We start from the raw sequence: 19,130 nt of genomic DNA on the forward strand, positions 1-19,130 counted from the left end.
CCTCTTTTGTGTGGAATAAGCGACAGCAACGATGTTGATGATTACCTCTTTTGCTAACCCCCGCGTGGCGCAGGCCTTTGTTGATTATATGGCGACACAGGGCGTTATCCTGACGATTCAGCAACATAGTCAAACGGATGTCTGGCTGGCGGATGAGTCCCAGGCTGAGCGCGTGCGCGCTGAGCTGGCGCGTTTTCTGGAAAACCCTGGCGACCCGCGTTACCTGGCGGCCAGCTGGCAGTCCGGCCAAACCGACAGTGGCCTGCACTATCAACGTTTTCCGTTTCTTGCCACGCTGCGCGAACGCGCCGGACCGGTCACCTGGGTGGTGATGGCCGCGTGTGTGCTGGTGTTTATCGCCATGAATGTGGTGGGCGATCAAACGGTGATGCTGTGGTTAGCGTGGCCGTTCGATCCCTCGCTGAAATTTGAATTCTGGCGTTATTTCACCCACGCTTTTATGCACTTCTCGCTGATGCACATCCTCTTCAACCTGCTGTGGTGGTGGTATCTCGGCGGGGCGGTAGAAAAGCGGTTGGGCAGCGGAAAACTGATTGTTATTACCGTTATCAGCGCCCTGCTGAGCGGCTATGTGCAGCAGAAATTCAGCGGCCCGTGGTTTGGTGGGTTGTCTGGCGTGGTGTATGCGTTGATGGGCTATGTGTGGCTACGCGGCGAACGCGATCCGCAAAGCGGTATTTTCCTGCAGCGTGGTTTGATTCTCTTTGCCTTGATTTGGATTGTTGCCGGTTGGTTCGATCTGTTTGGTATGTCGATGGCGAACGGCGCACATATGGCTGGCCTGGCCGTTGGTCTGGCTATGGCATTGGCAGACACGCTCAATGTGCGAAAACGAACTTGAATGAGAGTGTTGTGATAGCAAACTGTAGGCCGGATAAGCGTTAGCGCCATCCGGCAAAATTCCAGGGAACAATAATGAAACAAACACAACGACATGACGCGATCATTGAACTGGTAAAAAAACAGGGATACGTCAGCACTGAGGAGTTGGTGGAGCATTTCTCCGTCAGCCCACAAACGATTCGCCGGGACCTTAACGACCTGGCCGATCAGAACATGATTTTGCGCCACCACGGCGGCGCGGCGTTGCCATCCAGCTCGGTGAATACCCCCTGGCATGATCGTAAGGCCACGCAGACGGCAGAAAAAGAGCGCATTGCCCGTAAGGTCGCCACGCAGATCCCGAACGGCTCCACGCTGTTTATTGACATTGGTACCACGCCGGAAGCCGTCGCTCACGCGCTGCTGAACCATAGCAACTTGCGTATTGTGACCAACAACCTCAACGTGGCCAATACGCTGATGGTGAAAGAAGATTTCCGCATTATTCTGGCCGGGGGCGAACTGCGTAGCCGCGATGGCGGCATTATGGGCGAAGCCACCCTCGACTTTATTTCACAGTTTCGTCTGGATTTCGGTATTTTGGGGATCAGCGGTATCGACAGCGATGGTTCATTGCTGGAATTTGATTACCACGAAGTCCGCACCAAACGCGCCATTATTGAGAATTCACGGCATGTAATGCTGGTGGTGGATCATTCGAAGTTTGGTCGAAATGCAATGGTGAATATGGGCAGCATCAGCATGGTGGACGCCGTGTATACCGACACCCTGCCGCCTGCGGGCGTGATGCAGGTGATTGCCGACCACCATATTCAGCTGGAGTTGTGCTAAGCCAGAGACAGGCCCGGTAAGCGTTAACGCCTCCGGGCTAATTACACCCCGTACCCCATCATCTTCAACAGTTTTTGCGCATGCTGTACCGCGTCCTGGCGGTGAGCCACGCCGAGTTTTTGGTACAAATTGCGGATGTGCGTTTTGATGGTCGTCGCGGCAACGGCCAGCTCACCGGCGATTTGCTCGTTGCTGTAGCCGGAATAAATCAGTCCTAACACCTGCCATTCGCGCTGGGTCAGCGGACTGGTGCGGATAAGCTCCGGGACTTCGGGATGGGTCAGCAGACGCTCCACGAACCCTTCATCAAAGTGGGCGAATTTGTGGCGGTGATGTTGGTTAATTTCACGCAGAATGCGCTGGGCGCGATGCTGATCGAGTTCCGGCAGCGTATTAAGCTGGATTAGCTGGCGTAACTGCTGCGCCATCGCTTCGCCTTCAATCACAAAATGGCTGATAAACCCGGTACGATTTGCCAACTGCAGTGCATCAAGTAACACGCGCTGTGCATCATTTTTGCGTCCAGCCTGCCAGTACAGCTGATTCAGCAACAACAGGTTGCGGTTGAGATCGCTCATCAGGCGCAGGTTACGCGCATTTTCATTGAGTTCTTCCAGCACAATTTCTGCCGGTTCAAATTCACTGAGCAGGATCTGCGCGCGGGCAATGTTACGCCACTGACTTTGCAGGAAGTGGTTGTTGGCAAACTCCGGTTTCGGCGTATGACGCAGCCAGTTGGCGGCCGAATTTTTGTCACCGACCATTTGCCAGTAAATCACGCGGACCTTATCGGCATTGGAGATCCAGTCGCTGTGATAATGTCCGTTGCCCAGCAGGTTTTCCAGACGGTTGAGCAAGCTGCGGGCATTGTCCAGATCGCCTCGCGCCAGCGAACACTGTACCAGCAGTGCCAGACACTGTAGCTGCTGCTGCGGCTGAAAGGTGGAAAGCAGTTCAATGCCGCTGCGGGCAGACGCTTCGGATTCGTCCAGCCGCGCCCAGGCCCACAGGAGCTGCGCGCGGATGCGTACCAGGAATTCATGCATAGGCAGCTGTTCCAGATGTTGCTCTTTCACCAGCTGGAAGGCTTTTTCCTGGGTTTCCCAGGCGGCTTGCAAAAAGCCCTGGGCGAATAAAATTTCGCTTTGTTGGATCAAACTCCACAACGCGTAATGCCAGACGTCATGATGACGCGCCATTTGCTCCGTTTGCTGCATTAATGACAGCGAGCGCGTCAGGTCGCCCTTACAGTGCAGGACTTCGCCGTGCACCGAGGTGGCGACGATACGGCTGTAGAACCAGGCGATCGGTAACTCATCCAGCGCCAGTTTTGCCAGACGCTCAGCTTCGTCAGGATTACCGTCGTTAATCGCTACCTGAGCACGCAGTGCATTAAATTCGGCATGCAGCGTTGGCTCCATATCACCTTTCATTTCCTGCTCAGCGCGCGCCAGTAGGGTGTTCACTTCACTGTAGCGGTGCTGGCTCTGCATCAGCCAGGCCTGTAGCAGCACCAGACGTGGATTTTCCAGCAGGCTTTCCCACGGCAGCGCTTTTAATGACTCTTCCAGCAGCGCCAGCTCGCTGTGGTTAAACAACCCCCACGCATGATTGAGCAGGATATCGCGCAGCATATGGGCGTCGCCTGCCGCCAGCGCATGGTGAATGGCTTCGCTGGGGAAACCTTGCTCCATCCAGCTTTCTGCAGCGGCGCGATGGATCTCGGGGAGTTCGGCCGCCAGTTCCCACTGACAGCGCTGGCGTAAGAAGTTACCAAACAGCGGGTGATAGCTAAACCATTCGCCGATGTCGTCCATCCGCTGCAGGAATAGTCCCTGACGCTCAATCTCTTCCAGTCGCATTTGGCCGTTCTCTTCCCCGGTCACCCGGACAATCAGCGCATCGTTCATGGAGCGTAATATGGCGCTTTTCAACAGGAAGTGGCGGGTACTGAGATCCACGCTGTCCAGCACTTCATCGACCAGATAATCTGATAAATGGCTGGCATTGATCCCGGCCAGGCGTCGTGCCGACTGGTGCGCGGAATGATTGTTCTGGCGTGCGGAAAGGGCGATCAACTGTAATGCGGTAGCCCACCCGGCGACGTCATCGCACATGCGGCTGCTTTCCGCCGCTTCAATGGGGGAGGATAAACGTCGATCGAAGAACTGTTTCGCTTCCTGATGGTTGAAGGCCAGCTGTTGGCTGCCGATTTCCAATAGCTGATCGCGCACCCGCAGGTTGGCAATACCCAGCTGCGGTAAGTTACGTGACAGCACCACCAGCGTGAGATTCTCAGGTTGGTGGCGCAGGAAAAAACGCATGGCTTCGTGGATGGCCGGATTAGAGATTAAGTGATAATCATCCACCACCAGGTACAGCGGACGATGCCATTCTGCCAGTTCAATGAAGAGCTGAGCAAACAGTGAGGTCAGGCTGGCGTACTGGCGTTTTTGTACCATGGCTTCACTGGTCGTACAGTGTCCACCGGTCGCCTGTTGAATAGCGGCAATCAAATAGCTGGCAAAGCGTTCCTGCTGGTTATCACCCTCATCCAGTGAGAACCAGCCCAGTTCATTTTTCCCCGCCGCCCACTGTGAAACCAGCGTCGTTTTTCCATAACCAGCAGGACTTGTTACCAGGGCGAGCCTGAAATTGTTCGCGCCGGAAAGTTTAGCCAACAGGCGCTCACGAACCACCGTATGGTCGAGACGAACCGGACGACTTAATTTAGACGGAATCAACATATGTTAGTCACTTCACTGTGTGAAAATGGGGAAAATGATTTTTTTTGCGCTTCGTAATTAATAGCTATAAGGTCGGCCAGAAAGTCATTTTATGCAAGCTAAGCGGGTTTTTTGTGTGTCTGAATTTGCACTATGTCACAATTCTATACATCTATTGCAATAATTGCTCTTAGGGGCCACAAAGGCCGTGGCGACTGGGTTTGGCGTTATTCTAATGGTCGCGAAAATACCCACTCGTTTTTTATGACTCGTGTATTGTCCAGAATGTTGTCATGGGTATTCGCGATCGACTTAAAACTTTCGTGTGAAATATCTTAATCACTATATGTATTTCAGGTTAGAAACTGTTTCTCTGTTTACATATTTTTTCTCAACCGTATCCCGCTATTTGATATTGTCTGCTGAGTCCCGTTTGGTTAATGCGAAAAACCTGTCGCATTGGCAGGTATTTTATGTGGGTATTCTGCGTAACGACGGGCAATACCCTCTCCTTTAAGTGGCGGCGATCACATTTTTATGCTCATCCCCGCACCTCCTCCCTCCCTAATCCTCACCAGGATGAGGAAGGTCAACATTGAGCCTGGCAAACTAGCGATAACGTTGTTTATTACCTAAAGGATCTGGAACCTCTATGTCACAGCCAACCTTCAACAAAGATCTCTTTCAGGCGGCCCTGACTCGTCAGTGGCAGCGCTTTGGTTTACTGTCGGCTCACGAAATGACGTCACGTCAGTGGTGGCAGGCCGTGAGTGGGGCGTTGGCTGAATTGCTCAGCGCCCAGCCTGCGGTGAAACCCGCTAAAAACCAGCGCCATGTTAACTACATTTCGATGGAGTTTTTGATCGGTCGCCTGACGGGCAACAACCTGCTAAACCTGGGCTGGTATCAGGGAGTGAGCGATGAGCTGAAAGCGCACGACATCAATCTGACCGACCTGCTGGAAGAAGAAACCGACCCGGCGCTGGGTAACGGTGGGCTGGGACGCCTGGCGGCCTGCTTCCTCGACTCAATGGCAACGGTGGGGCAATCCGCGACGGGCTACGGCCTGAATTACCAGTACGGCCTGTTCCGTCAGTCGTTTGCTGATGGCCAACAGATGGAAGCGCCGGACGACTGGCATCGCGGAAGCTATCCGTGGTTCCGTCATAACGAGGCGCTGGATGTGCAGGTCGGTATTGGCGGCAAAGTCAGCAAAGAAGGTCACTGGACGCCCGGGTTTATCATCACCGGCCAGGCCTGGGATCTGCCGGTGCTCGGTTATCGTAACGGCGTGGCGCAACCGCTGCGTCTGTGGCAGGCCAGCCACGCGCATCCGTTTAACCTGACCAAATTCAACGACGGCGATTTCCTGCGTGCAGAGCAGCAAGGTATCGACGCTGAAAAACTGACTAAAGTGCTCTACCCGAACGATAACCACACGGCGGGCAAGAAGCTGCGCCTGATGCAGCAGTACTTCCAGTGTGCTTGTTCGGTAGCCGATATTCTGCGCCGCCATCACCTGGCAGGGCGTAAGCTGCATCAACTGGCTGATTTCGAAGTCATTCAGCTGAACGACACCCACCCGACCATCGCTATTCCTGAGCTGCTGCGCGTGCTGATTGACGAGCATCAGATGAGCTGGGAAGACGCGTGGGCGATTACCAGCAAAACGTTCGCGTATACCAACCATACGCTGATGCCGGAAGCGCTGGAGTGCTGGGATGAGAAACTGATAAAAGCGCTGCTGCCGCGCCATATGCAAATCATCAAAGAGATTAACGACCGCTTTAAGACGTTGGTGGATAAAACCTGGCCTGGCGACGATGCGGTTTGGGCGAAGCTGGCAGTCGTGCACAACAAGCAGGTACGCATGGCGAACCTGTGCGTGGTTAGCGGCTTTGCTGTTAACGGCGTAGCGGCGCTGCACTCTGATCTGGTCGTGAAAGACTTGTTCCCGGAATATCACCAGTTGTGGCCGAACAAATTCCATAACGTGACTAACGGTATTACGCCGCGCCGCTGGATTAAACAGTGCAACCCGGCACTTGCTGCGTTGTTGGATAAATCGCTGAAGAAAGAGTGGGCCAACGATCTTGACCAGTTGATCAACCTGGAAAAATACGCCGACGATGCTAAGTTTCGTCAGCAGTATCGCGACATCAAGCTGGCGAACAAACAGCGCCTGGTGGCGTTTATTAAAGCGCGTACCGGTATTGAGATAACCACCGACGCCATCTTTGATATTCAGATCAAACGTCTGCATGAGTACAAACGCCAACACCTGAATCTGCTGCATATTCTGGCGTTGTACAAAGAAATTCGTGAGAACCCGCAGGCAGATCGCGTCCCGCGCGTATTCCTGTTTGGCGCGAAAGCGGCACCGGGTTACTACCTGGCGAAGAACATCATCTTTGCTATCAACAAAGTGGCGGAAACCATTAATAACGATCCGCACGTCGGCGACAAGTTGAAGGTGGTATTCCTGCCGGATTACTGTGTCTCAGCGGCGGAAATGCTGATCCCGGCGGCGGATATCTCTGAGCAGATCTCGACGGCGGGCAAAGAAGCGTCTGGTACCGGCAACATGAAGCTGGCGCTGAACGGAGCGTTAACGGTGGGCACGCTGGACGGGGCTAACGTCGAAATCGCCGAGAAAGTGGGTGATGAAAACATCTTTATCTTTGGCCACACCGTGGAAGAGGTGAAGGCGCTGAAGGCGAAAGGCTATGACCCGGTGAAATGGCGCAAGAAAGACAAAGTGCTGGATGCGGTACTGAAAGAGCTGGAAAGCGGCAAATACAGCAACGGTGATAAACACGCCTTTGATCAGATGTTGCACAGCATCGGTAAGCAGGGCGGTGACCCTTATCTGGTGATGGCCGACTTCGCCGCCTACGTTGAAGCCCAGAAGCAGGTTGATGTGTTGTACCGTGACCAGGAGGCCTGGACCCGGGCGGCGATCCTGAATACCGCACGCTGTGGCATGTTCAGCTCGGATCGCTCCATCCGCGATTATCAGGCTCGTATCTGGCAGGCAAAACGCTAATAAGGAACCACGATGGAAGGCAAACGTCTGGATAATGCCGCGCTGGCGGCGGGGATCAGCCCCAATTACATTAATGCCCACGGTAAACCGCAGTCTATTGGCGCCGATACCAAACGGCGTTTGCTTGACGCCATGCATCGTACTACCGCCGCCACGAAAGTGGCGGTGACTCCGGTGCCAAACGTGATGGTGTATACCGTCGGCAAAAAAATGCCGCTGGCGGTTGAAGGGAGTGGTGAATTTAGCTGGCTGCTGACCACCGAAGACGGTGTGCAGCACAAAGGGCATGTCACTGGCGGTAAATCTTTTCACCTTCCGGCGAAGTTGCCGGAGGGGTATCACACGCTCACCCTGACTCAGGACGAAGCGCGCAGCCATTGCCGCATCATCGTCGCGCCAAAACGTTGCTATGAGCCGCAGGCGCTGCTGGCCGGGCAAAAGCTGTGGGGTGCCTGCGTCCAGCTTTATACCCTGCGTTCAGAGAACAATTGGGGGATTGGTGATTTTGGCGATCTGAAGGCGATGCTGCCGGAAGTGGCTAAACGCGGCGGGGCGTTTATTGGCCTCAACCCGATCCACGCGCTGTATCCGGCGAACCCGGAGAGCGCCAGCCCGTATAGCCCGTCTTCGCGCCGTTGGTTGAACGTGATCTACATTGATGTGAATGCGGTAGAGGACTTCCGTCTGAGCAAAGCGGCGCAGAGCTGGTGGCAGAAGCCTGCCACGCAGCAAGCCCTGCAACAGGCCCGCGATGCCGAGTGGGTGGATTACACCACCGTCACCACGCTGAAGATGACCGCGCTACGTCTGGCGTGGAAAGGGTTCTCTGTGCGTGATGATGAGCAGATGGCGGCATTCCGTCGTTTTGTGGCTCAGGAAGGTGAAAGTCTTTACTGGCAGGCGGCGTTCGACGCGCTGCATGCATATCAGGCGAAAGAAGATGAATCGCGCTGGGGTTGGCCTGCGTGGCCGGAAGACTTCCGGACGGTGGACTCACCGGCGGTGAAACAGTTCTGCGCAGAGCACCGCGATGAAGTGGATTTCTACCTCTGGCTACAGTGGCTGGCGTATACCCAGTTTGCTGCCTGTTGGGAAACCAGTCAGGGCTTTGCAATGCCTATCGGGTTGTACCGCGATCTGGCGGTCGGCGTAGCAGAAGGTGGGGCAGAAACCTGGTGTGACCGTGAGCTGTACTGCCTGAAAGCGTCCGTTGGTGCACCGCCGGATATTCTTGGTCCGCTCGGTCAGAACTGGGGCCTGCCGCCGATGGATCCGCATATCATCACCGCGCGCGCCTACGAGCCGTTTATCGAGCTGCTGCGTGCCAATATGCAGAACTGCGGGGCGCTGCGTATTGACCATGTAATGTCGATGCTGCGTTTGTGGTGGATCCCCTACGGCGAAACCGCCGATCACGGCGCCTACGTGCATTATCCGGTCGACGACCTGCTTTCTATTCTGGCGCTGGAAAGTCAACGTCATCACTGTATGGTGATTGGTGAAGACCTGGGTACTGTACCGGTAGAAATTGTCAGCAAGCTGCGTGACAGCGGCGTGTATTCCTACAAAGTGCTCTATTTTGAGAATGACCATGAGAAGAACTTCCGCGCGCCGCAGGCGTACCCGGAACAATCAATGGCAGTCGCGGCGACGCATGACCTTCCTACGCTTAAAGGCTATTGGGACAGCGGTGATCTGACGCTCGGTAAAACGCTGGGGCTGTACCCGGATGAAGTTGTGCTGCGCGGGTTGTATCAGGACCGTGAACTGGCGAAGCAGGGCCTGTTGGATGCGCTGCACAAATACGGCTGTCTGCCAAAACGCGCCGGACACAAGGCGTCGTTGATGTCGATGACGCCGATCCTCAACCGGGGTATGCAGCGCTATATCGCCGACAGCAACAGCGCCCTACTGGGCCTGCAGCCGGAGGACTGGCTGGATATGGCGGAGCCGGTCAATATTCCGGGGACCAGCGACCAGTACAAAAACTGGCGGCGTAAGCTGACGACGACGCTTGAGGCGATGTTTGCCGATGGCGGGGTGAACAAGCTGATTAAGGATTTGGACAAACGGCGAAAAGCTGCCGCGAAGAAGAAGTAAAAAAAAGCCGGGAAAATCCCGGCTTTTTTACATCAGATAGCCATATTTAGCAGCAGGCATCCTACCAGACCGCATACCGAAATAATGGTTTCCAGCATTGACCATGACTTGATGGTCTCGCCGATGGTCAGGTTGAAGTATTCCTTGAACAGCCAGAAGCCCGGATCGTTCACGTGGGAGAAGATGACGGAGCCGGAGCCTACTGCAATAACCATCAGCTCAGGGCTCACGCCGGTCGTTGCAATCAGCGGTGCCACAATCCCACCTGCGGTGATGGCTGCCACGGTAGCAGAACCCAGTGCGATACGCAGTACAGCGGCAATTGACCATGCCATCAGCAGCGGAGAAACGTTGGTTTCATGCATCATAGAGGCGATGTATTTGTCGACGCCACTATCCACCAGTACCTGTTTGAACGCACCGCCACCACCGATAATCAACAGCATCATTGCGATGATCTTGATGGAGGACACCAGCGTGTCGTTAATCTGATCCATCGAACGTCCACGGTTCAGACCAAAGGTGAACATCGCAATCAGAACGGCAATCAGCGTTGCCATAACCGGGTCACCGAGGAACTCTGCAACCGGCAGGAAGGCATGGCCTTTCGGCAGGATCATCTCCGCGATAGCACGCATCGCCATCAGCACGACCGGAACCAGAGAGGTCCAGACGCTGACGCCAAAGCCTGGCATTTCTTCTTCAGTGAAGGTTTTTGCACTGTACAGACCTTCCGGGATTGGCTTATCAATGCCCTTCAGGAAACGCGCATACACCGGACCCGCCAGAATAACGGTCGGGATCGCCAGAATCGTACCAAACAGCAGGGTTTTACCCATATCGGCGTGGAAAATGGTGGCAATTGCGGTCGGACCCGGGTGTGGCGGCAAGAAGCCGTGGGTCACAGACAGCGCGGCGGCCATTGGCACACCGACATACAGCAGCGGGATGTTCGCGGCGGCAGCGATGGTGAATACCAGCGGCAGCATCAGCACGAAGCCCACTTCGTAGAACAGCGCAAAGCCCACGGTGAAGCCGGTTAATACCACGGCCCACTGGATGTGCTTTTTGCCGAATTTAGCAATCAGCGTGGTGGCAATACGTTGCGCACCGCCGCAGTCTGCCAGCATTTTGCCCAACATGGCGCCAAAACCCATAATCAGGGCGAGGCTACCAAGGGTTCCGCCGACGCCGGCTTTAATTGAACCGATGACTTTATCCAGTGGCATCCCTTGCATCAATCCGACAGCAAGCGCCACCAGGACGAGAGCGATGAAGCCGTTCATTTTGAAACGGATCATCAGGAGGAGTAACAAGATTACACCGATAGCAACGATGACTAATGGCATGATTTACCTGGCCTTTACTTTGTTATGGGTAACGTCAGTGTTTAGATGACAAATTCTGATTGTCCCGACCGGGAACAGAGTTATTACGGCACCAATGCTGATTGCCTTCAAAACTACGTAGTTTAGCTGGCTGTTATGAGTGTTCCAGGTGCGTGCGATAATGATACGGGTAACATGTACTGATTGAAAATCACCTGGGCAGGCAAAATTTAAATTATGAGAGGCAGGTCAAATTATAGGGGGATTGTTGCAGAACATATGCGGAGAAATGCAGGGGTGTAGGCCGGATAACGCGTTTACGCTGCCATCCGGCATCAATGCCCGATGACGACGCTGATGCGTCTTATCGGGCCTACGGATACTAGTAGTAAGAGTGTTCGCCGCGCTGGTGTTCGGTCAAATCGCGAACGCCTTTCAGCTCCGGGAATTCAGCCAGCAGCTGCTTCTCGATGCCTTCTTTCAGTGTGACATCGACCATTGAACAGCCGTTACAGCCGCCACCGAATTGCAGAATTGCGTAGCCTTCGTCGGTGATTTCCATCAAGGAGACACGGCCACCGTGGCCAGCCAGCTGTGGGTTAATCTGTGACTGCAGCATGTACTCCACGCGTTCCATCAGCGGTGCGTCATCAGACACTTTACGCATTTTCGCATTAGGTGCTTTCAGGGTCAGCTGGGAGCCTAACTGGTCGGTAACAAAATCAATTTCTGCCTCTTCCAGGTACGGTGCGCTCAGTTCATCAACGTAAGCGGTCAGCAGGTCAAATTTAATGGCGGTGTCGGTTGCTTCCACGGCGTCCGGCGGGCAATAAGAAACGCCGCATTCAGCGTTAGGCGTGCCGGGATTAATCACAAATACGCGAATTTGTGTCCCTTCTTCCTGATTTGCCAACAGTTTGGCAAAGTGCGCTTGTGCAGCATCGGAAATATGGATCATAGTAATGGCCTAATAGTTGACTATTTTACTTGGTTATAATACGCCCATCATCGAGGCTCTACAAGGTTCGACACAGGCACCATACCTGGACAGTCGCCGCGCCGTTGCGTAAAAGCAGCTGCGCGATCTCCGCGACGGTACTTCCGGTAGTGACGACATCATCCACAACAACCATATGGAGTCCCTGCACCGGCAATTCAAGGCGAAACGCATTTTTCAGGTTGCGTTTGCGTAATCGGGCGCTGAGATGGTGCTGTGTGGCGGTGGGGCGAGTTCGTGTGATGGCCTGACCGTCCCAGTCGCAGCCCAGCCAGCGTGCCAGTGAGCGACACAGTAAGTCACTTTGATTAAATCCCCTGCGCCAATGGCGGCGTTGCCAGAGTGGAACGCTAATCAGCCGATCCGGCAGGGGAAGGCCACGAGTACGGTGAGCCTGTAATACCTCCAGCAACATCAAGCGCGACAGTGCGGGGGCGATGTCACTACGCCGGGAAAACTTCAGCTGGTGGATAAGCCCGCTCAGCGGCGGCACGTAGTCACTGACCGCGATCAGTCGCTGCCACGGCGGCGGCTTTTGCAGGCAGCGTCCGCAGGGAATATCGGGGTGGGCGGCGGGCAGCCCGCACTGTGGGCACAGGCAGACATGTTGACACGTCGCACGCGTGCAAACGGAACACATTCCCCAGTGCCCGAGCATTAACGGCATTCGGCATAGCCAGCACAATCCTGGTACTGTTAGCATAGGTTCATCCTTGTTGGTCAAAAGAGAACAGTAACTGATGAATGACATCTGGTGGCAGACCCGGGGTTCGGGAAATTGCCATCTTGTGCTGCTGCACGGATGGGGACTGAATGCGGAAGTCTGGCATTGCATAAGTGAGGAATTAAGCTCGCATTTTACGCTGCACCTGGTTGATTTACCGGGATTTGGGCGCAGTCAGGGTTTTGGTGCGATGCCGCTGGAAGAAATGGCGGAGTGCGTTTTGCAACAGGCTCCGGAGAAAGCCATCTGGCTGGGCTGGAGTCTGGGCGGATTGGTGGCGAGTCAGGTGGCGTTGACCCATCCTGAGCGCGTGCAGGCGCTGGTTACCGTCGCCTCTTCGCCATGCTTTAGCGCACGCGATGAGTGGCCTGGTATTAAGCCCGAAGTGCTGGCGGGCTTCCAGCAGCAGCTTAGCGAAGACTTCCAGCGGACGGTGGAGCGTTTCCTGGCACTGCAAACGATGGGGACGGAGACGGCGCGCCAGGATGCGCGAGCGCTGAAGAAAACGGTGCTGGCGTTACCGATGCCGGATGTGGCGGTGCTGAATGGTGGGCTGGAGATCCTGAAAACGGTCGATCTGCGTGAGCCGCTCTGCGCCCTGGACATGCCATTCCTGCGTTTGTACGGCTATCTCGATGGTCTGGTGCCGCGTAAAGTCGTGCCGATGCTGGATGCTCTGTGGCCGAAGAGTGAGTCGTTGATATTTGCCAAAGCGGCACATGCGCCGTTTATTTCGCATCCTGCTGAGTTCTGTGCCGCGCTGGTGGCGTTGAAGCAGCAGATCTAGCGCTGTATCCCGCTCGGGGATTGGGGGCTATTCGTAGGCCGGATAAGCGTAGCGCCATCCGGCCTATTGCAACAGGTTAGCGTAATGCCCACCACTCGCGCAGACAGGCTTTCCCTTCAGGGCAACTCTTGCAGCTTCCAGAAAGACACCCGTCGGCATCTTCCTGAATACGCACGGCTTTACCCATCTGTTCTAACTGATTCAGCATGGCGTCAATCATCGGCTGCGGGGTGTGCAGCGTATGGCTGATTTGTGTTGCCTCCATACGCCCCCGCAGAGCCAGTAAATCACGTACCTGAATAAGCGATGCCATCATTCACCGCCTAGTGGCAATCGCCGGTGGTGCTGGCACAGCAGGAACTTGGCGTCTTATTGGTCGCCAGCAGTTCGATATCTACCCGACTGCGTGCGCGGCGCAGCATTCCCAGCAGCACGATGTTAAACAGAATGACGGTTAAAATGCACACCAGACTGTAGGTCGGATGCTCTTTGTAGCTGACCGTCTGGTAAAACAGCGTCGACAGAGAGTAGGCGATGTTCAGTCCCCACAGAATGGAGAAGCCCATCCAGCCACGGCTGGATTCACGAGCAATAGCGCCCATTACCGAAATGCACGGGACATACAGCAGCACGAAAATCAGGTAACTGTACGCGGCGGCGGCGCTGCCGAACTTCGCACCCATCACGCCCATTGCGCCGGTTGCCATCTCACCGTCGCCTTTGCTGGCTTCGATAGGGTTAGCCAGCACGCTCAGGCTGAAGGTGTCTTTCAGACTTTGCCAGGTTTCACCCAGCGCACCTGCCAACTCGTCACCGAGGTTGAACTCGGCCGGGTTGAACTCTTCTTCCTGAATATTTTCAGCGGTATAGAGCGTATTCAGCGTACCGACAACCACTTCTTTTGCCATGGCTCCGGTGAACAGACCCACGGTGGCCTGCCAGTTATCTTCGTGTACGCCAATCGGTTTGAAGATAGGGGTGATTACGCGACTGACGGACGCCAGCGCCGAGTCGTTGATGTTATCGACGATTTTTCCGCTCAGGGAGAAGCTGTTAAACGCACTGAGGAAAATACTGACGATGATGATGACTTTACCGGCGCGCAGGACAAAGCCTTTCAGGCGCTGCCAGGTCTGAATGACCAGGCTTTTAACGTGCGGTACATGGTAAACCGGCAGCTCCATCACGAACGGTGTGGCTTCGCCACGCATAATGGTGTGCTTGAGCATCAGGCCGGTCAGTACCGCCATGACGATACCCAGTACGTACAGTGAGAAGACGGCCAGCGCGCCGTTCTGGCCAAAGAACGCCGCAGCAAACACGGCGAAAATCGCCAGACGCGCACCGCAGGACATAAACGGCGCCATCATGATGGTCATCAGACGTTCACGCGGTGCATCCAGCGTGCGTGCGCCCATCACGGAAGGGACGTTACAGCCGAAGCCGACAATTAGCGGGACAAACGATTTACCCGGTAATCCCAGTGCCTGCATCAAACGGTCCATCACAAACGCAGCACGCGCCATATAGCCGGAGTCTTCGAGGAACGAGAGGAACAGGTACATCATGCCGATTTGCGGCACCAGCGGCAGCACGGTGTTAATCCCGCCGCCAAGACCCTGCGCCAGGAAGATGGTTAACCAGTCCGGGAAGTGTAGGGTGTAGCCAATCCACTGAATACCATGGATAAAGAGTGCCACGGAACCGACGTCAAACAGCGGCTGCAGCGCGCCACCGATGTTAATGGCGAGCAGGAACATCAGGTACATTACGAACAGAAATACTGGCAGGCCGAGGAAGCGGTTAAGTACGACCTTATCGACCGCGGTGGTGAAGCGGCTTGGCTCTGCGGTCAGGGTGTTGCTGACGGTATCGCAGATGGCGGCAATGCACTGGTAACGTGCATCAGCAATATGCAGCGCCGGATCGTCCATTGTTTCACTCAGGCGAGTCAGCGCGGCATCCAGATTTTGTGCCGCATCACCCGCGTAGGCGCGGCTGTAGATATCGCCTTCCAGCATCTGCAGGCCGAGCCAGCGACGTTGTTGCTGCGGCATCTCTTTGGCCATCGCGTCAGCCAGAGACTCGGCTTCACGCAGCAGCGGTTGGGCATAATGTACCAGCTCGACGGTGTCGTTTTCTTTGTAGCGATCGATAGCCAGCTTCAGTGCTTCAATCCCGCGACCACGGGTTGAGACCAGCGGCACCACCGGGCAGCCCAGACGGGCGGAAAGGGCATCGATATCAATCCGGATTTGCTGCTTCTCAGCAATGTCCAGCATGTTCAGCGCGACGATGCAGGGGATCCCCAGTTCAAGCAGTTGCAGCGTCAGGTAGAGGTTACGCTCGAGGTTTGAGGCATCAACCACGTTGATCAGCAGGTCGGCGTCGCCGCTTAAGATATAGTGACAGGCAATTTGCTCATCGAGGGAGGTCTGCGATGAGATTGTCGTCAAAGAATAGGTGCCGGGTAAATCCACCAGCGTAACCTGATGGTCAGTTGTCGAGAAATGACCTTCTTTGCGCTCAACGGTAACGCCAGCCCAGTTACCCACACGCTGACGCGCGCCGGTAAGCTGATTGAATAATGTTGTCTTGCCGGAATTAGGATTACCAATTAAACCAATGGTTAGTTTTTTCATTTTTATAGACTCACTGTATTAACAGGAAACCGCTTCCACTTCTAATAACGCCAGATCTTTTTTCCGCAACACCAGGCTGACTCGGCGTGTTTCAATATGGATAGGATCGCCTAATGGGGCGACGCGAACCACATTGAACGATGAGCCTGGCAGCATGCCGAGCGACAAGAGCTTCTGCCGGTACGCCGGGCTGATATCACGAGAAAAACCGGTAATTTTCCAAGCAGTGTCTGGAGTGAATTGCATAGGGACCTACTTATATCTCGCTAACTGGATGATTACCTCATGGGGCGAAAGGCGGCATGAGACCAGATGATTAGCCAACGAAGGAAAGAGTAAATAATCAACAAAACAATGATAATGAGAATGGTTTCTATCATCAATAGAATAAATGTGACGGAATGTTGGATTGGAGAATAATTTGAGTCAATTTTGATATGGCTCAACATTTATTCAGGTCTGACACGAATGATTCGAGGGAGAAACTATTGGAATTTATTAATGTTTAATTAAGGTTTCAGCTGTTAATAAAGTGATAAATATATTGTGACGAAAAGCGATAAATATATTAAATAGGCCGGATGGCAACGCTCGCGCGTCTTATCCGGCCTACAAATTAATTACGACAAGTTGGCCGGCTAAGGTGTTTACACCGCCATCCGGCACATGCGTCACACTAGCGCTTTTTACCCATTGCCGCCGCCAGTGCATCCATCATCGCACTGTTACCGGCTGACTGCGCCTCACGACCACGGGGTTTTGCGGTTTTAGGCGCCGGGCGGTTACCCTGTGTGCGCTCGTTGTTGCCACCGCCGCCGCGACGGGCATTGGTTTCACCCGGCTGTTCGTCCAGACGCATGGTCAGGGCGATACGCTTACGCGGTAGATCAACCTCCAGCACTTTCACCTTCACAATGTCGCCGGCTTTTACCACGGTGTGCGGGTCTTCAACGAATTTGTTCGATAACGAGGAGATATGCACCAGACCGTCCTGATGAACGCCGATATCGACAAACGCACCAAAGTTGGTGACGTTGGTGACTGCGCCTTCCAGAATCATGCCCGGCAGCAGATCGTTCATGGTTTCTACGCCGTCAGCAAACTGTGCGGTTTTGAACTCAGGACGCGGGTCACGACCCGGTTTTTCCAGCTCTTTGATGATGTCGGTTACGGTCGGCACCCCGAAGCGCTCGTCGGTAAAGTCGGCTGCTTTCAGGTTACGCAATTCGGTGCTGTTGCCCATCAGGTCGCGCAGCGACTGCTCGGTGGCGGCCAGAATGCGTTCCACTATCGGATAGGCTTCCGGGTGAACGGTTGAGGCATCCAGCGGGTTATCGCCGTGGTTAATGCGCAGGAAGCCCGCGCACTGCTCAAAGGCTTTAGGCCCCAGACGGCTGACTTTTAGCAACTGTTGACGGTTCTGGAACTGACCGTTCTCATCACGCCAGGCAACAATGTTCTGCGCCATCATGCGGGTTAAACCGGCTACGCGAGTCAACAGCGGCACGGAGGCGGTATTCAGATCAACGCCGACGGCGTTTACGCAGTCCTCGACTACCGCATCCAATTTACGGGCAAGCTGGGTCTGGCTAACGTCGTGCTGGTACTGGCCGACACCGATCGATTTCGGGTCGATTTTCACCAGCTCGGCCAGCGGATCCTGCAGACGGCGGGCAATAGACACCGCACCGCGCAGGGAAACGTCGAGATCCGGGAACTCCAGCGCCGCCAGTTCAGAAGCAGAGTACACCGAGGCCCCGGCTTCGCTGACGATCACTTTTTGCGCGGTCACTTTCGGGAACTGTTTCTGCACGTCGAGGAAGAAGCGTTCGGTCTCACGCGATGCGGTACCGTTGCCAATCGCCACCAGCTCAACGTTGTATTTTTCGCACAGCGCGGCCACCGCAACGGCGGCTTTGGCTGCCTGTCCGGTATGGGGATAAATGGTGTCGGTCGCCACCAGCTTGCCGGTCCCGTCAACAACCGCGACCTTCACACCGGTACGCAGACCAGGATCGAGACCCATAGTGGCACGCAACCCGGCCGGAGCGGCCATCAGCAGGTCGTGCAGGTTGCGGGCAAAGACGTTAATGGCCTCATCTTCCGCACGTTCGCGCACGGTGCCCATCAGTTCGGTTTCGAGGTGCATCAGCACTTTGATGCGCCATGTCCAGCTGACAACGCCTTTACGCCAGCTGTCCGCCGGCGCGTTGTTCAGGCGCAGACCCAGATGATCGCGGATAATCTGCTCGCCGTGGCTCTCTTTTGGCGGCTCATCGAACTGCGGGTCAGCATTCAGAGAAAGCTGCAGCACGCCTTCGTTACGCCCGCGGAACATCGCCAGTGCTCGGTGAGAAGGAACGGTGGAAATAGGTTCGTGGTGATCGAAGTAGTCGCGGAATTTGGCACCTTCCTCTTCTTTCCCGCTCACTACGATGGAAACCAGATGGGCGTTCTTCCACAGGTAATCACGGACTTTTGCCAGCAGCGCGGCGTCTTCGGCAAAACGCTCCATCAGAATGTAGCGCGCGCCGTCGAGAGCCGCTTTGGTATCCGCCACGCCGTTTTCGGCATTGATGTATTTGGCTGCTTCGGTTTCTGGGTCGTGAGAGGGATCGTTCCACAGCAGGTCGGCCAGCGGCTCAAGACCCGCTTCAATGGCGATTTGCCCACGGGTGCGGCGTTTAGGTTTGTATGGCAGGTAGAGGTCTTCGAGTTCGGTCTTACTTAACGTGCCGTTGATCGCTTTGGCCAGATCGTCGGTCAGTTTGCCTTGCTCGCCGATAGATTTGAGGATCGCCTGACGGCGGTCTTCCAGTTCCCGCAGATATCCCAGACGGGTCTCCAGATTACGCAGCTGCGTGTCATCCAGACCGCCGGTGATTTCCTTACGATAACGTGCGATAAACGGCACGGTGTTCCCTTCATCAAGCAGGCGAACGGCAGCTTCTACCTGTTCAGCACGAGCCTGAATTTCACCTGCGATAATGCGGCAGAAAGAATCATTCATCATGGATAGCTTCGTCTTTAGGATAAAAATCAGGGGATAGTTATACGGATTGACTGGCAAAAATGCCAGCCATCA

General features: G+C 54.9%; 13 protein-coding genes. 5 read left to right on the forward strand and 8 right to left on the reverse strand.

From position 1 onward, the window contains the following. The first annotated feature begins 31 nt into the window (after nt 1-31). Entirely contained in the window at nt 32-862 is an 831-nt protein-coding gene (gene glpG, locus AC3ITF_RS01440) for a rhomboid family intramembrane serine protease GlpG (RefSeq protein ID WP_137362557.1), read from the forward strand. Between the two features lie 74 nt (nt 863-936). Beyond that, nucleotides 937-1,695, forward strand: coding sequence for a DeoR/GlpR family transcriptional regulator (locus AC3ITF_RS01445; protein ID WP_096759257.1), 759 nt, complete (start codon nt 937-939; stop codon nt 1,693-1,695). 41 nt (nt 1,696-1,736) lie between these two features. Here AC3ITF_RS01445 and malT read toward each other — a convergent pair whose 3' ends face one another. Continuing rightward, on the reverse strand, nt 1,737-4,442 hold the full coding sequence (gene malT / locus AC3ITF_RS01450; RefSeq protein ID WP_489176088.1) for an HTH-type transcriptional regulator MalT: 2,706 nt from the start codon (nt 4,440-4,442) through the stop codon (nt 1,737-1,739). A gap of 631 nt (nt 4,443-5,073) precedes the next feature. Between malT and malP the strand changes: the two genes are divergently transcribed. Both malP and malQ read left to right on the forward strand, forming a co-directional pair. Further along, nucleotides 5,074-7,467 (forward strand): maltodextrin phosphorylase, encoded by a 2,394-nt coding sequence (gene malP / locus AC3ITF_RS01455; protein WP_137399875.1) that lies wholly within the window; start codon nt 5,074-5,076, stop codon nt 7,465-7,467. A gap of 12 nt (nt 7,468-7,479) precedes the next feature. Further along, nucleotides 7,480-9,567, forward strand: a complete 2,088-nt coding sequence (gene malQ, locus AC3ITF_RS01460; protein WP_096759260.1) for a 4-alpha-glucanotransferase — start codon at nt 7,480-7,482, stop codon at nt 9,565-9,567. 32 nt (nt 9,568-9,599) lie between these two features. Here the strand turns inward: malQ and gntT are convergent, their stop codons facing one another. From gntT to gntX, 3 genes are all read right to left on the reverse strand, one after another. Further along, the gene (gene gntT / locus AC3ITF_RS01465; RefSeq protein WP_045448464.1) at nt 9,600-10,916 is read right to left on the reverse strand and encodes a gluconate transporter; all 1,317 of its coding nucleotides are present in this window, start codon (nt 10,914-10,916) and stop codon (nt 9,600-9,602) included. 361 nt (nt 10,917-11,277) lie between these two features. Next, complete coding sequence (gene nfuA, locus AC3ITF_RS01470) at nt 11,278-11,853, reverse strand: Fe-S biogenesis protein NfuA (RefSeq protein ID WP_096759262.1); 576 nt, start codon at nt 11,851-11,853, stop codon at nt 11,278-11,280. A 58-nt stretch (nt 11,854-11,911) separates the two neighbouring features. After that, nucleotides 11,912-12,595, reverse strand: coding sequence for a DNA utilization protein GntX (gntX, locus tag AC3ITF_RS01475; RefSeq protein ID WP_181517779.1), 684 nt, complete (start codon nt 12,593-12,595; stop codon nt 11,912-11,914). A 37-nt stretch (nt 12,596-12,632) separates the two neighbouring features. Here gntX and bioH point away from each other — a divergent pair, with 37 nt between their 5' ends. After that, nucleotides 12,633-13,403 (forward strand): pimeloyl-ACP methyl ester esterase BioH, encoded by a 771-nt coding sequence (bioH, locus tag AC3ITF_RS01480; RefSeq protein WP_181218596.1) that lies wholly within the window; start codon nt 12,633-12,635, stop codon nt 13,401-13,403. 76 nt (nt 13,404-13,479) lie between these two features. On the opposite strand, the gene feoC is transcribed toward bioH, so the two are convergent. The 4 genes from feoC to AC3ITF_RS01500 all read right to left on the reverse strand — a co-directional run bounded on the left by feoC (nt 13,480) and on the right by AC3ITF_RS01500 (nt 19,058). After that, on the reverse strand, nt 13,480-13,716 hold the full coding sequence (gene feoC / locus AC3ITF_RS01485; protein ID WP_096759504.1) for a [Fe-S]-dependent transcriptional repressor FeoC: 237 nt from the start codon (nt 13,714-13,716) through the stop codon (nt 13,480-13,482). A gap of 10 nt (nt 13,717-13,726) precedes the next feature. Next, nucleotides 13,727-16,045: a Fe(2+) transporter permease subunit FeoB gene (feoB, locus tag AC3ITF_RS01490; protein WP_137362553.1), complete on the reverse strand. Its 2,319-nt coding sequence runs from the start codon at nt 16,043-16,045 to the stop codon at nt 13,727-13,729. Nucleotides 16,046-16,063: 18 nt separating this feature from the next. Beyond that, a complete protein-coding gene (gene feoA, locus AC3ITF_RS01495; protein ID WP_115257296.1) occupies nt 16,064-16,291 on the reverse strand; it encodes a ferrous iron transporter A in 228 nt (75 codons plus the stop codon). Nucleotides 16,292-16,721: 430 nt separating this feature from the next. Then, the gene (locus tag AC3ITF_RS01500) at nt 16,722-19,058 is read right to left on the reverse strand and encodes a Tex family protein (RefSeq protein ID WP_489176089.1); all 2,337 of its coding nucleotides are present in this window, start codon (nt 19,056-19,058) and stop codon (nt 16,722-16,724) included. Nucleotides 19,059-19,130: the final 72 nt, after the last annotated feature.

This window comes from Citrobacter sp. KH_055_1 (assembly GCF_057838705.1).

Bases quoted from the DNA above. Each gene is read 5' to 3' on its own strand.
- glpG (WP_137362557.1), top strand. From the start codon at position 32: ATGTTGATGATTACCTCTTTTGCTAACCCCCGCGTGGCGCAGGCCTTT.
- AC3ITF_RS01445 (WP_096759257.1), top strand. From the start codon at position 937: ATGAAACAAACACAACGACATGACGCGATCATTGAACTGGTAAAAAAA.
- malT (WP_489176088.1), bottom strand. From the start codon at position 4,442: ATGTTGATTCCGTCTAAATTAAGTCGTCCGGTTCGTCTCGACCATACG.
- malP (WP_137399875.1), top strand. From the start codon at position 5,074: ATGTCACAGCCAACCTTCAACAAAGATCTCTTTCAGGCGGCCCTGACT.
- malQ (WP_096759260.1), top strand. From the start codon at position 7,480: ATGGAAGGCAAACGTCTGGATAATGCCGCGCTGGCGGCGGGGATCAGC.
- gntT (WP_045448464.1), bottom strand. From the start codon at position 10,916: ATGCCATTAGTCATCGTTGCTATCGGTGTAATCTTGTTACTCCTCCTG.
- nfuA (WP_096759262.1), bottom strand. From the start codon at position 11,853: ATGATCCATATTTCCGATGCTGCACAAGCGCACTTTGCCAAACTGTTG.
- gntX (WP_181517779.1), bottom strand. From the start codon at position 12,595: ATGCTAACAGTACCAGGATTGTGCTGGCTATGCCGAATGCCGTTAATG.
- bioH (WP_181218596.1), top strand. From the start codon at position 12,633: ATGAATGACATCTGGTGGCAGACCCGGGGTTCGGGAAATTGCCATCTT.
- feoC (WP_096759504.1), bottom strand. From the start codon at position 13,716: ATGGCATCGCTTATTCAGGTACGTGATTTACTGGCTCTGCGGGGGCGT.
- feoB (WP_137362553.1), bottom strand. From the start codon at position 16,045: ATGAAAAAACTAACCATTGGTTTAATTGGTAATCCTAATTCCGGCAAG.
- feoA (WP_115257296.1), bottom strand. From the start codon at position 16,291: ATGCAATTCACTCCAGACACTGCTTGGAAAATTACCGGTTTTTCTCGT.
- AC3ITF_RS01500 (WP_489176089.1), bottom strand. From the start codon at position 19,058: ATGATGAATGATTCTTTCTGCCGCATTATCGCAGGTGAAATTCAGGCT.